This window comes from Lentzea californiensis, assembly GCF_024648825.1.
GTDB lineage: Bacteria > Actinomycetota > Actinomycetes > Mycobacteriales > Pseudonocardiaceae > Lentzea > Lentzea californiensis.
Genome location: NZ_JANBBE010000002.1, coordinates 1 through 12,946, shown reverse-complemented (window position 1 = coordinate 12,946; position 12,946 = coordinate 1). Strand labels below are relative to the sequence as shown.

The 12,946-nt window shown below is 68.7% G+C and carries 12 protein-coding genes; 5 read left to right on the top strand and 7 right to left on the bottom strand.

Annotation, left to right across the window (positions count from 1 at the left end):
* The first annotated feature begins 71 nt into the window (after positions 1–71).
* From LX88_RS10885 to LX88_RS10875, 3 genes are read left to right on the top strand one after another with little or no spacing between them, the layout of a single operon-like run.
* On the top strand, positions 72–596 hold the full coding sequence (locus LX88_RS10885; RefSeq protein ID WP_258947679.1) for an MPN domain-containing protein: 525 nt from the start codon (positions 72–74) through the stop codon (positions 594–596).
* Positions 593–961: an SgcJ/EcaC family oxidoreductase gene (locus tag LX88_RS10880; RefSeq protein ID WP_258947678.1), complete on the top strand. Its 369-nt coding sequence runs from the start codon at positions 593–595 to the stop codon at positions 959–961. Before LX88_RS10885 ends, LX88_RS10880 begins: the two co-directional genes overlap by 4 nt.
* A complete protein-coding gene (locus LX88_RS10875) occupies positions 958–1,320 on the top strand; it encodes a VOC family protein (protein WP_258947677.1) in 363 nt (120 codons plus the stop codon). The genes LX88_RS10880 and LX88_RS10875 overlap by 4 nt, the downstream gene beginning before the upstream one ends.
* An 81-nt stretch (positions 1,321–1,401) precedes the next feature.
* Here the strand turns inward: LX88_RS10875 and LX88_RS10870 are convergent, their stop codons facing one another.
* From LX88_RS10870 to gatC, 7 genes are all read right to left on the bottom strand, one after another.
* The gene (locus LX88_RS10870) at positions 1,402–3,900 is read right to left on the bottom strand and encodes a M14 family zinc carboxypeptidase (protein ID WP_258947676.1); all 2,499 of its coding nucleotides are present in this window, start codon (positions 3,898–3,900) and stop codon (positions 1,402–1,404) included.
* Between the two features lie 179 nt (positions 3,901–4,079).
* Complete coding sequence (locus LX88_RS10865) at positions 4,080–6,629, bottom strand: CHAT domain-containing protein (RefSeq protein ID WP_258947675.1); 2,550 nt, start codon at positions 6,627–6,629, stop codon at positions 4,080–4,082.
* Positions 6,630–6,743: 114 nt separating this feature from the next.
* Positions 6,744–7,043: a hypothetical protein gene (locus tag LX88_RS10860; protein WP_258947674.1), complete on the bottom strand. Its 300-nt coding sequence runs from the start codon at positions 7,041–7,043 to the stop codon at positions 6,744–6,746.
* A 184-nt stretch (positions 7,044–7,227) separates the two neighbouring features.
* Entirely contained in the window at positions 7,228–8,730 is a 1,503-nt protein-coding gene (gene gatB, locus LX88_RS10855; protein WP_258947673.1) for an Asp-tRNA(Asn)/Glu-tRNA(Gln) amidotransferase subunit GatB, read from the bottom strand.
* The gene (locus tag LX88_RS10850; RefSeq protein ID WP_307790108.1) at positions 8,727–8,924 is read right to left on the bottom strand and encodes a hypothetical protein; all 198 of its coding nucleotides are present in this window, start codon (positions 8,922–8,924) and stop codon (positions 8,727–8,729) included. The genes gatB and LX88_RS10850 overlap by 4 nt, the downstream gene beginning before the upstream one ends.
* Positions 8,921–10,405, bottom strand: a complete 1,485-nt coding sequence (gene gatA / locus LX88_RS10845; RefSeq protein ID WP_258947672.1) for an Asp-tRNA(Asn)/Glu-tRNA(Gln) amidotransferase subunit GatA — start codon at positions 10,403–10,405, stop codon at positions 8,921–8,923. Before gatA ends, LX88_RS10850 begins: the two co-directional genes overlap by 4 nt.
* A complete protein-coding gene (gatC, locus tag LX88_RS10840) occupies positions 10,402–10,701 on the bottom strand; it encodes an Asp-tRNA(Asn)/Glu-tRNA(Gln) amidotransferase subunit GatC (protein WP_030467875.1) in 300 nt (99 codons plus the stop codon). The genes gatA and gatC overlap by 4 nt, the downstream gene beginning before the upstream one ends.
* A 230-nt stretch (positions 10,702–10,931) precedes the next feature.
* On the opposite strand from gatC, the gene LX88_RS10835 reads away from it, so the two are divergent.
* On the top strand, positions 10,932–11,585 hold the full coding sequence (locus LX88_RS10835) for an ACT domain-containing protein (RefSeq protein ID WP_170176195.1): 654 nt from the start codon (positions 10,932–10,934) through the stop codon (positions 11,583–11,585).
* Positions 11,586–11,852: 267 nt separating this feature from the next.
* Positions 11,853–12,944, top strand: a complete 1,092-nt coding sequence (locus tag LX88_RS10830) for an IS630 family transposase (RefSeq protein ID WP_258947671.1) — start codon at positions 11,853–11,855, stop codon at positions 12,942–12,944.
* Positions 12,945–12,946: the final 2 nt, after the last annotated feature.

The following is a 12,946-nucleotide window of genomic DNA, read 5'->3' as shown; positions in this document are numbered from 1 at the left end:
CGTTCGGTCGCGTGATGGAATTGGCCGAGCGCCCGGCGCGTACCGACGCTGTGCTGTTTTCGGATCGCGCCGTGAGAACGTTTCTGGAGGCCGCGTCCGCCGAATACTCGTTCATCACCGAGGACGAGCCGAGACCGTGTTTCGCGGTGCTGCTCGGCTGGTCCGCCGGCACCGAGGCCGTGGTGTCCGAGGTGGCGTTCGGCCGCAACGCGCGCCTGACGGACCCCTCGGCGCGTGAGGAGTTCTCCTCGACGATCGTGCCCCGGTTCGGCACGGCGTACGAGAACCCGGTGCGGGCGTGGTGGCTCGACCCCGCCGACCTGCTGACGATCACGCGGGAGGCCGACGCCTGCGGCTTGGACGTCCTGGGCTCGATCCACCTGCACCCGGACTGGCACCGGCTCGGTCCCGAATGCGAGCGCGACCGGCCGTTGAGCGACAGCCCGACACCGATGGACGAGCACATGTTCCGCAACAGCGGATGGCCCGTGAACGTCGTCTGCTACCTCGAACGCCGCCATGGCGGCCTCTACTACTCGCTTGCCGCATGGGACGCCGAGTGCCTGCGCCTGCCGTTGAGGATGAACCACTCATGACCGAACAGATCTACGCGCTGTGGCAACGCATGGAGCAGGGCTGGGCCCTCGGGGACGGCGCCGCGTTCGCCTCCGTCTTCGCCGAGGACGTCGACTTCGTGACCGTGCGAGGTGAGGAGCTGGTCGGGCGGCACGCGGTGGCAGCGCGGCACTCCCAGCTGTTCGCGGGGCCGTACCGCGACACCGAACTCACCGCCGAGATCAGTCTGATCAGGCCGCTGACCTCCGAGATCTCGGTCGTGCACGTCACGTCGTCCATCGCCCCGGCGGGCATCACCACCCACGCGCAGGCCGTCGTCGTGCGGCGCGGGGACGGGTGGGAGATCGCCGCGTTCCACAACATGATCCCGAAGGGAAAGTCATGAGCAGGCCCAGGTTGCGGCACATCGCGTTCGTCGTGCAGGACGCCGAGAAGATGGCCGGCTTCTACACGTCGCGGTTCGGGATGTCGTTGTTCCACACCGATCCCGACGGCAGCCACTTCGTCACCGACGGGTACCTGAACCTGGCGTTGATCCAGCAGCGGCTCGACGGTGACGTGCCGACCGGCTTCAACCACTTCGGGTTCCAGGTGGACGACGTCGCGCCGTACCTGGAGACGCTGGAGCCGAGGCCCGCGTTGCGGGGTGGCGACCGGCCGTTCGCGGAGTACCGGGCGATCGACCCCGAGGGCAACTGGTTCGACCTGTCGGCACACGGCTTCCTGCCGCCAGGGGTTTCGTAGATCCGGAAACGGGAACCCTTGAGCGGGGTATTGCAAGCGGGGCGAGGAAGGCTGTCGGGGCCTTCCCCGCCCCTCTTGGTCTTAGCCGGCGCTCCAGAACAGAGCGCGCGCGACCTGCGCGTACAGGCCCTTCGGGTGGTTGCGGAACATCGGCTCGGTGCCGAACAACACCACCTTCGCGCCGTTCGCCGCCGTACCGGACACGACCGCCGCCTGACCCGCTGCCACGTCCTGACCGCCGGTGCCGTTGTCGCGTGCGTGCCAGTGGCCCGCGGCGATCACCGTGCTGCCGTAGCGCTGTTCGACTGTCACGCCCGTGCCGAGGTTCGTGAACCACTGCGGCGAGTAGACGAACGAGTGCGGCAACGCGCCGGCGCCGACCGGACCGGTGCCGTTGACGACGTTCACGACGCCGTTGGCGTCCTCCCACCCGGCGACCGGGGTGGCCTGCAGGAGCTTGGCGTCGGTGTTGAACCTGCTGCCCGTCGCCCCGCGCGTGACCACACCGCCGCGCTGGAGGAACGCGTCGAGAGCGGCCTTCGCGGTGGCGTTGAGCTGCGTGTAGTTCAGGCCCGCGCCCACGTAAAGCGCGTCGATCCGCGACCAGTCGAAGCCCGCGTTCAGCACCGCCGTGGAGATCGTGCGGACGTCGAACCCGGACTCGCGCAGCACCTGCAGTTCGTCGGCGGAGACGGCGGCCGCGATCACCTTGCGCTGCAACGCCTCGCCGCCGGCCTTGGCGGTGGTGAAGCGCACGCCGTAGCGGTCGGCGACCTCCTGGGCGGCGGCCCTCTCCCGTGCCGGGACGACGATCGTGCCGTTGTCCTGGCGGCGCAGTTCGAGGCCGCGCGACAGCAGGTCGTTGACCGCGCTGACGTCCTTCTGGTCGGTCAGGGTGAGGGCGAGGTCGGCCCCTGGCGCGGCATCGACGGCACCGGTCGGCGCGGCCGCCGTGACGGGCTTGCCGTCGAAGCGGAACTGGCCGTTCCGGTGGATCTCGACGGACGCGCCCCACAGCAGGCGGTGGCTCCAGCCGGAGATGTCGTACATGACCGGTGCCTTGTCGGAGATGTCGCTGCCCTGCTCCAGCATCACGTTCGCGAGGCCGCGCTTGGGCTGGTGCATGTCCACGACGTACGACCCGGCCGGATAGCGCTTGCCGCCCAGCGTGAACGGCCTCTCCGCGCGTTCGACCCGGACGTCGTGCCGGACGAGCTGGTCGACGAGCCGCGCGGCGGCGGGTGCGGACCGGTCGTTCGTGATCACGTAGGCGCGCGGGAACTCCGTGCTGAAGCGGTCCTCCGGCCCGAAGCCGGGCACGAAACCGTCGGGGATGTACCGCTGCTTCTCACCGGCGGCGCCGCGGCGGAACATCTCCGTCTGGTTCTCGATCAGGCTGCGCCGGTTGTCGTCCACGTAGTCGAGCGTGGTCTTGATGGTGGCCTCGACGACATCCGTGTTGATCTTCGAACGCCGCTGCAGCTCCGCCACCGGCAGGGCGTCGTAGTCGCCGCGGTTGACGCGCATCGGGATCTCGATCGTGTACGAGACGGCGCCGTGGTACATCGCGTACTGGGCGGTGTAGATCGGCGCCCAGCCGTCCCACTCGCCGACGGGGTAGTCGCGGAACGGGATCTCCGGCTTCGCCGCCTCGGGGTGACCGAGCGCCTGCACAGCCTTCTCCATCAGCAGACCGTTGGCATAACCGTGCTTGATGTACAGGTCGAAGTCGTAGTTCTGGCCGTGCGGCGGCGTGGTCGGCTCGATCAGCGTGTTCGCCACGTAGCCGTGCTCGTCCAGCATGATCAACGGCTGGGTGCGCTCCACCACGTCCTGCATGGCCCGGTTCTCGGGCTGGGAGCTCGTGACGAAGTCGCGGTTGAGGTCGAACCCGGCGCTGTTCGCACGAGTTCCGGCGACGCGGCCGTCCGGGTTCGAGGTGAGGCTGAAGTAGACCCTGCTGCGTTGCAACAACTTCTTGGTGTCCGCGTCGTTGCTGGTGGCAAGGTGCTCGATGACGCGCAACGCGCCGTCGGTGCCCTCCCACTCGTCGCCGTGGATGTTGTTGTTGATCCAGATCGGCGCCTTGTACAGCCCCGCCGGGACGTTGCGGCCTTCCTCGACGGTGGCGCGGAACCGTTCCTGGATCCGGGTCTCCGTGGCGCTCTCCGGCGCCGTCAGCGTGACGAGGTACAGGTCGCGGCCGAGCCCCGACTGGCCGACGACCTCGACGGAGATCCGGTTGCTCTTCTGCTGCAACGCGTTCAGCTTGGGCGCCAGCGAGTGGTACGGCGCGAGGCCGAGCTTGATGGACTTGTCGGCCGTGTTCTCCGGGTACGTCCGCAGCGTCGTCCGGCGCGGGTAGCCCTGATGCCTGTCGGCCTGGTTCTCCCCCTGGGCCAGCACGGACTGCGCCTGGAAAGCGTTGTCCAGCGTGGCGACTTCGTTGCGCTCAGGCCCGTTGCCCGGTTCTCGGTCCGTGACCGAAGGTGTGGATGCAGTCGGTTGCGCCGTTCCGGTTGCCGGTGCCGCTATCACCGCGGCGGCGGCAAGGAGAACAGCGAGCAGAGTTCTGCGCATGCGGTCGTTTCTCGCACAACGGCCCGCCTATCGACTAGAGCCGATAGGCGGGCCATTGGCTTCCCCTCGGTCCAGTCCAAGATGGCACAACGACGAGAGAAGTTCACCAAGCACGTTCGCAGCCAGCGTGGAAGTCACCGCTGACCAGCGACTACGCGGCGGACGACCACTCGATCGGCCTAGCCGGACCCCAGGCAGAGGAACGGCCGGCGGAACGGGTCCTTCGCCATCGCCTCGGCAAGTGCCACCGCCGGCGCGGCCCCGGCCACCAGCGCCCGGTGGTAGTCGGCCATCGCCGCGGCACTGGCCTCGTCCCCGACCTTGCTGGCCGCGGCGACCACGGTCCGCGTGCCTCCGGCCAGCATCGCGCCGGCGAACCCGAGCGCCTCGTCACCAGGCCTGATGCGGTTCAACGCCAGCTCGCACGCCGCGAGCACCACGTGCGCCGGAGGGTTCCTCAGCCGGCCCAGCTCGTGCGCGAACAACGGCCCGTCGAAAAGCTCGAGCCGGGAGAACAGGGCGTTCTCGATCTCGTGCTCGCCGTGGGCGGCGACGTGGACGAGGTCGGCCCCGTCGAGGTGCGCCATGACCTCGGCGGCGGTGGCGGTGTCGCCGGAGAGCATCGTGGCGTTGGCGTGGTAGGTCGCCAGCTTGTCCACTTCGCCGTGCCCGAAGAGGAGCCCGGGCCCCTGCACCACCAGCACGCGGTCGGTCTTCGGCTTGCCGCCCTGCGCCGCACCGAGCCAGGCCGTGGCCGAGGGCGCGGTGGCGACCGGACGTCCGTGCAGGCTCGGCAACACACCCCACGGCACCGCGTACAGCTCGCCGGTCGGCACCATGACGAGCTCGCGCCCGCCGATGAGGTGCGCGAGCGGCTTGATCAGCAACGCGTCGAGCCGATCGGCCTGCTTGTGCGCGGACGCACCGATGACCTGCACCAGCGGCTGCGGCAGGTGGTCGGGGGCCAGGGCGTTGAGGTCGAAGTGGAGTTTCTGGGCGCTCTCGAGCGCCTCGGCCGCGCCACCGAGCCGCACGAGGCTGACCCGGCCACCGGCGACGACGACAGCGGCCATCTCACCGCCGGACACGACGTAGCTGACCATGGCCCGCTGCCCGAGCTCCGCGACCACCTCGCCGATGCCGGCGACGGGCCGGGGCCTGCCCCACCGCTGCGAGTGCCAGCCGAGCCGGTTCGCCTCGCGCTGCGCCTTCACGAGCTTGCCGCGCAGCTCCGCGGTCGGCTGGCCGGACAGGCCGTGCCGCAGGATCGCCCAGCTGAGGTTGCGCACCTCGGTGATCCGCTCGGCGACCTCGTTGTTGTCGGTCGCCTCCAGCGGTTCGTACCGGTAGGTCTGCGCGCGCGTGCGTTCCAGCCAGGCGAAGAGCCGGCGCGCGTCCGCGTCCTCCAGCGCGAGCTTGATCGCGAGCTCGCTCAGCTCCCTGCCGTGCACCGCCGTGGCGGACACGAGTTCGAGGCCCCCGAGTTGGTCGCGCACCCGGCCGAGCTCGTCGAGGGCCTGCCGTGCGTGCGTCAACGCGGCGCGCCGGCTTCCCTTGGCCAGCGCGAGTTCCGCCAGCACCAGCCGGCGTTGCATGCGGTGGTCGAGCGGCGTGACCGCGCGGGGTCCGGGCACCCTCTTCAGCAGCTCTTCGGCGTCGGCCAGCCTTCCCCGGCGGATCTCCAGCCGGGTCGCGAGGAGCAACGCGAGCCGTGACTCGTCCACGAGGTGGTTGGCCGCCAGCTCCTCGGACAGCGCCAACGCCTTCTGCACCAAGGCGTTCGAGATCCGCTTGGTGCGCATCGCGTGGCGGCCGTGCGCCCACAGTTCGATCAGGCCGGCCATCATCCACCACGTGCTGCCCCGGCGGATGAGCTTGCGTTCGGACCTCTTCGCCATGCGGCGCGCCAGGTCCAGCTGGTCGTCCAGCAGCGCCGCGGACGCGCGGAACATCTCGACCTCGGCGATCTCCTGGCCGAACTTCTCCTTGCGCATCACCGGCAGCGCCTCGTCGAGGTGCTTACCGGCCTCGTCGGACAGGCCGATCATGAGCATGGCCTCGGCCTGGTCGAACTGCAGGCGTGCCAGGAGAGCGGGCTGGTCGTCGGCGCGGAAGATCCGCTCCGCCTCTTCGTAGCGCCGCAACGCCTCCGCCAGCTCACCGCTCTGCTTGTGGACGTTGCCGAGGGCATGAGCCGCGAACGGCTTCCACTCCGGTTGGTCGTGCTCCCTCGACAGGGCGAGCACCCGCTCGAGATCGGCGACGGCCGGTGTCCGCTTGCGTACGGCGGCCATCGCGAAACCCCTGTTGAGCAAGGAGGACATCAACCGTTGCGCGAACCCCGCATCCACGCTGTCGGGGGCGGCAGCCATCTCACGCTCGGCGAAGTTGATGTATCGGCTGAACCACTCGATTGCCTGGTCCGGCTGTCCCATCCGCATGACCATCAAGCCCTGGTTGCTGTCCACGCTGCCGTTGAGCTGGTCGCGCAGCTTCGGGTCGGGCAGGGTGGTGATCTCACGGCGCGCCGCGTCGAAGACCTGGCGTGCGGCGTCCATGCCGCTGGTTTCACCGACGCACAAGCCCAGGGTGAAGAGGATCCTGACCCGGACCTCGGTTCGTTCCGGTGTCGGCTCCGAGCGATCGGCGTGCGCGAGTGCACGCTTGAGAAGCTTGATGGCGGCCGGGAAGCGGAACTTCGCCTGCTCGTTCCACCCTCTCAGGTACAACTCGCGCGCTCTATCCAAGGCACGAGCGGGCATGTGATCATCACACCACACGTGTCGACGCACCGCTGCCCGCCAACCAGGCACTGGTCTGGGCGGCGGGCAGGACACTCTGTGTTACTGAACCACGGCGGTGTTGTCCGGGTGGTTCACGCACGTCGGGTCGTGCTCGATGTCGCCGCCGGAGTCGACGGCGCCCTCGGTGACCAAACTGCGACGCTTGAACATGTGACCAGGACCCCCGCCACAGCACATCGGCGTGACTTCCGGGTCTTCCTTCTTGTCCGGCTTCGGCACCTCGGTCGGCGGCGCCGGAATGGGGTCCGGCTCGACGACCGGCGTGCCCTCGAGCACGGACTCGGCTTCCTGAACGACCTCGGTCGCGGCCACGTCGAAGTTCTCGCGCTGAACAGTCATGAGGATTCCCCCCTCGTTTGGACTATTACGTCTCATCCCCCCAGATGAGTTGCAACGAGAGAGTGACACACACGGCTACACGCATACGTCTCATTTAGCTAACAGCCACTCAGACGGCCTAAGATCACAAAGGGCCACCTGCACGAACAGGTGACCCTTTGTGATTTTTATGGCCAATGTGTATCTAGGAGCAGCGTGCGAGCACGATCTCGCGCACGCGCGCGGCGTCGGCCTGGCCCTTGGTGGCCTTCATGACCGCGCCGACGATGGCGCCGGCCGCCTGGACCTTGCCGTCGCGGATCTTCTGGGCGACGTCCGGGTGGGCCGCGAGGGCCTCGTCGACGGCCTTCTCGAGCGCCGAGTCGTCCGAGACGACCTTGAGGCCGCGCTTCTCGATGACGTCTTCCGGGGAGCCCTCGCCCTCCAGGACGCCGTTGACGACCTCGCGGGCGAGCTTGTTCGTCAGCGTGCCCGCGTTCACCAGCTCGATCACCTTCGCGACCTGCGTCGGGGTGATGGCGAGGTCGGTGACCTCGATGCCCTTCGAGTTGGCCTGCTGCGCGAGGTACGACACCCACCAGGAGCGGGCCTCGTCCGGCTTCGCGCCCGCCTCGACCGTCGCGATGATGACGTCCAGCGCGTTGGCGTTGACCAGGTCGCGCAGGACCTCGTCGGTGAGGTTCCAGTCCTTCTGGATGCGCGCGCGGCGCTCCCAGGGGAGCTCGGGCAGGGTGAGGCGCAGCTCCTCGACCCACTCGCGCGACGGCGCGATCGGGACCAGGTCGGGCTCCGGGAAGTAGCGGTAGTCCTCCGCCGTCTCCTTCTTGCGGCCCGGCGACGTGCTGCCCGAGGACTCGTCGAAGTGACGGGTCTCCTGAGTGACCTCGCCGCCGGACTCGAGCACCGCGGCCTGGCGCGTCATCTCGAAGCGGACGGCGCGTTCGACGCTGCGCAGCGAGTTGACGTTCTTGGTCTCGGTGCGGGTGCCCAGGGCGCCGGTGGTCTTCGGCGACAGGGACACGTTCGCGTCGCAGCGCAGCGAGCCCTGGTCCATGCGGACGTCGGACACGTCGAGCGCCTTGAGCAGGTCCCGCAGCGCCGTGACGTACGCACGGGCGACCTCGGGAGCGCGCTCCTTGGTGCCCGGGATCATCTTCGTGACGATCTCGATCAGCGGCACGCCGGCGCGGTTGTAGTCGAGCAGCGAGTGCTCGGCGCCGTGGATGCGACCGGTCGCGCCGCCGACGTGCAGCGACTTGCCCGTGTCCTCCTCCATGTGGGCGCGCTCGATCTCGACCCGGATGACCTCGCCGTCGTCCAGCGTCACGTCGAGCCAGCCGTTGAACGCGATCGGCTCGTCGTACTGCGACGTCTGGAAGTTCTTCGGCATGTCCGGGTAGAAGTAGTTCTTCCGCGCGAACCGGCACCACTCGGCGATCTCGCAGTTCAGCGCGAGGCCGATGCGCATCGCGGACTCGATCGCCTTGGCGTTCACCACCGGCAGCGCGCCCGGCAGGCCGAGGCACGTGGGGCAGGTGTTCGTGTTCGGCTCGCCGCCGAACGTGTTGGCGCAGCCGCAGAACATCTTCGTGTTGGTGTGCAGCTCGACGTGCACTTCCAGGCCCAGGACGGGGTCGTACTTCTCGATGACCTCGTCGTAGTCCATCAGCTCAACCAGAGCGGTCATGCCAGGTCGTCCTTCCGCAGAGCACGAACGGCCAGCGCCGCACCGGTGATCGCCACGGCGATGCTGGCGATCGCGTTCGCCAGGGCCAGCTTGTCGTTCTTGGCCCGCGCGTTCCGGAAGCCCGAGAACGCGCCGGCGGCACCGGCCACCGCACCCGCGAGACCGAGGAGACCGCGTGCCTTCTTGATGTTCACAGCGACGGACCTCCGAACGCGCCGCGCGCGGCCTCGTAGGCGGCGGCCACCCGGTACATGCGGTGGTCCTGCAGCGCCGGGGCCATGATCTGCAGGCCGACCGGCATCCCGTCCTCATCGGACAGACCGCTCGGGACGCTCATGGCGGGGGTGCCCGCGAGGTTCGCGGGGATGGTGCAGAGGTCGGCCTTGTACATGGCCATCGGGTCGTCCGCGCGCTCGCCGATCTTGAACGCCGTGGTCGGGGTGGTCGGGGAGATGAGCACGTCGAAGTTCTCGAACGCCTTCGCGAAGTCCTGCGTGATCAGCGTGCGGACCTTCTGCGCCGAGCCGTAGTACGCGTCGTAGTAGCCGGACGACAGCGCGTACGTGCCGATCATGATGCGGCGCTTGACCTCCGGGCCGAAGCCGGCCTCGCGGGTCAGCGACATGACCTCCTCGGTGCTGCGCGTGCCGTCGTCGCCGACGCGCAGGCCGTAGCGCATGGCGTCGAACCGGGCGAGGTTCGACGAGCACTCGCTCGGCGCGATGAGGTAGTACGCCGGGAGCGCGTAGTCGAAGCTCGGGCACGACACGTCCGCGATCTCCGCGCCGAGCTCCTTGAGCTGCGACACGGCGGCCTCGAAGCTGCGCAGCACGCCCTGCTGGTAGCCCTCACCGGTGAACTGCGTGACGACACCGATGCGCAGGCCGGACAGGTCACCGCTCAGACCCTCGCGGGCAGCGGCGACGACCGGCGGCACGGGTGCGTTGATGGACGTGGAGTCCATGTGGTCGTAGCCCGCGATGACCTCGTGCAGCAACGCGGCGTCGAGCACCGTGCGCGCACAGGGACCGGCCTGGTCCAGAGAGCTGGAGAACGCGACGAGGCCGTAGCGGGAGACACCGCCGTAGGTGGGCTTCACGCCGACGGTGCCGGTGACGGCGCCGGGCTGGCGGATCGAGCCACCCGTGTCGGTACCGATCGCGAGCGGCGCCTGGAACGCCGCGAGCGACGCGGACGAGCCACCGCCGGAGCCGCCGGGGATGCGGTCGAGGTCCCACGGGTTGTGCGTGGGGCCGTACGCCGAGTTCTCGGTCGACGAACCCATGGCGAACTCGTCCATGTTCGTCTTGCCGAGGATGACGACGCCGGCTTCCTTGAGCTTGCGCGTCACCGTGGCGTCGTAGGGCGGGATCCAGCCTTCGAGGATCTTGGAACCGACCGTGGTCGGCACGCCCTCGGTCGTCATGACGTCCTTGAGCGCCAACGGCACGCCGGCGAGCGGCGAGACCTGCTCACCGGCCTTGACGGCCTCGTCGACCCTGCGGGCCTGCGCGAGCGCGCCCTCGGTGTCGACGTGCAGGAAGGCGTGGACCTTCCCGTCGGTCTCGGCGATGCGGTCCAGGTGGGCCTGGGTGACCTCGACGCTGGAGACCTCGCCGCTGTGGATCTTCGCGGCGAGTTCCGCCGCGGTCGCGTGGATCAGGTCGTTGGTCATGCTTCCTCACCCAGGATGCGGGGCACGCGGAACCGGCCGTCCTCGGCCTCAGGAGCGCCGGAGAGCGCCTGCTGCTGACCGAGGCTCGGACGGACCACGTCCTCGCGGAAGACGTTGGTCAGCGGAACGGCGTGCGACGTCGGCGGGATGTCGGCCGTGGCGATGTCGCCAACCGAGGCCACCGACTGGAGGATCACGTCGAGCTGTCCGGCGAACAAGTCGAGCTCGTCCTCGGTAACAGCCAGCCTGGCGAGCTTCGCCAGGTGCGCGACCTCGTCGCGGGAGATGCTGGGCACTCCTGTCAACCCCCGTAGGGTCGGGATACGAATCGGGAACCCCGTGAGTCTATGGGCTGGTCAGGCGCGCCTTCGAACGGGTTACCGCCTCTGTGGTTGACCGGCACGTCAACTTAACCGTTCCGCAACGCGGACAGCAGGTCATGCGTTGACGATGCGTCTGCGAGAATCACCGACCGGCAACGGCGCAAGACGCGGGGTCTCGCGCACGAGCTATGGAGGCGTTCACCTTGTCGTTCCTGATCCGGGTCCAGCTCCCGGACCGTCCCGGCACCCTCGGCGCGGTCGCAACGGCTTTGGGCGAGATCGGGGCGGACATACTCAGCGTCGACGTGGTGGAGCGCGGTTCCGGCATCGCCATCGACGACCTCGTGGTCGAACTGCCGTCCGGCCGCCTGCCGGACACCCTGATCACCGCCGCGGAGTCCATCGAGGGCGTCGAGGTCGACGCGGTGCGCCCCTACGCGGGCATCCTGGACACCCATCGCGAGCTGGAGCTCGTGGAGGAGATCGCCGAGGAGCCCAAGAAGGGCCTCGAGATCTTCACCGAGGGCGTCCCGAAGATCATCCGCGCTGGCTGGGCCATCGTCGTCGGGCCGAAGGGCCCCGGCATCACCCGGCTGACCGCGTCGTCGGCCGCCCCGGAGACGCGGATGGGCGACGTGCCGTGGTTCCCGCTGGAGCGCGCGACCGTGCTCGACGGCGAGGAGGAGTGGGTCCCGGAGACCTGGCGCGAGCTGGGCACCGAACTCGCCGCGACGCCGCTGGGCAAGCCGGACCGCGTGCTCGTCGTCGGCCGCCCCGGTGGCCCGATGTTCCGCGCGGCCGAGGTGGCGCGGCTCGCGCACCTCGCCGGCATCGTCGCGGTGGTGCTCCCCGACTAGTGTCCTGCGCCGGAAATTCGTCATCAAAGTATGAAGGTTGATGAGGGGAGCTTTCATCAACCTCAGGTTTGGGAAAGCTCCCCTCATCAACGTCGCGGGGCCTCAGCCACGCCGTCATCAACTGCACGCGGGGCGCTTTCGTGCGCTCCACGCGCACGAAAGCGCCCCGCGTGCGGCACAAACGGCAGGGACTTCAGCGGCGGACTTCCGGCGTAGGGCACTAGTGTCCTGCGTCGGAAATCCGCAAGGTAAGTCTAGTGTGGGGTGATGGCGCGGATTGGTCGTCCTCCTGCTGAGGTGACGTTGACGGAGCAGGAGCGGGAGACGCTGCGGCGGTGGGCGCGGCGGGCGAAGTCGTCGCAGGTGCTGGCGCAGCGGTGCAGGATCGTGCTGGCGTGTGCGGAGGGTGTGCCGGGCAAGCAGATCGCCGAGGATCTTCGGGTGCACGAGGCGACGGTGACCAAGTGGCGCAGGCGGTTTCTGCGCGATCGGCTGGACGGTCTGGTCGACGAGCAGCGGCCGGGCCGGCCGCCGTCGATCACGGTCGATCAGATCGAGGAGGTGATCGTGGCGACGCTGGAGGAGACTCCGCGTAGCGCCACGCACTGGTCGCGAACGTCGATGGCGGAGCGCACCGGGTTGAGCAAGTCGACCATCGGCCGGATCTGGCGCGATTTCGGGCTCAAACCGCACCGTGCGGAGACGTTCAAGCTCTCCACTGATCCGTTGTTTGTGGAGAAGGTCGTGGATGTGGTTGGCCTGTATCACAATCCGCCCGAGCGGGCGGTGGTGCTGTGCGTGGACGAGAAGTCTCAGATCCAGGCATTGGACCGCTCACAGCCGGTGCTGCCGATGATGCCCGGTATGCCTGAGCGCCGCACGCACGACTACGTCCGCAACGGCATCACCAGCCTGTTCGCCGCGTTCGACATCGCGGACGGCACGGTGATCAGCGAGTTGCACCGCCAGCACCGCGCCGCCGAGTTCAAGAAATTCTTGATCACGATCGACAAGACCGTCCCAGCGGAGCTGGACGTGCATCTGGTCTGTGACAACTACGGCACCCACAAGACCGCGGCGATCAAGGCCTGGCTGGCGAAGCACCCGCGGTTCCACATGCACTTCACCCCGACCGGATCCTCGTGGATCAACCAGGTCGAACGCTGGTTCGGCCTGCTGGCGCAGCAGAAGATCAAACGCGGCGCCCACAAAAGCGTGCAAGCACTCGAGAAGGACGTCCGGGCCTGGATCGCGGACTGGAACACCCACCCACGGCCGTTCCTGTGGACCAAGACCGCCGAAGAGATCCTCGAGTCACTCGCACGCTTTTGCAGGCGAATTTCCGGCGCAGGACACTAGTG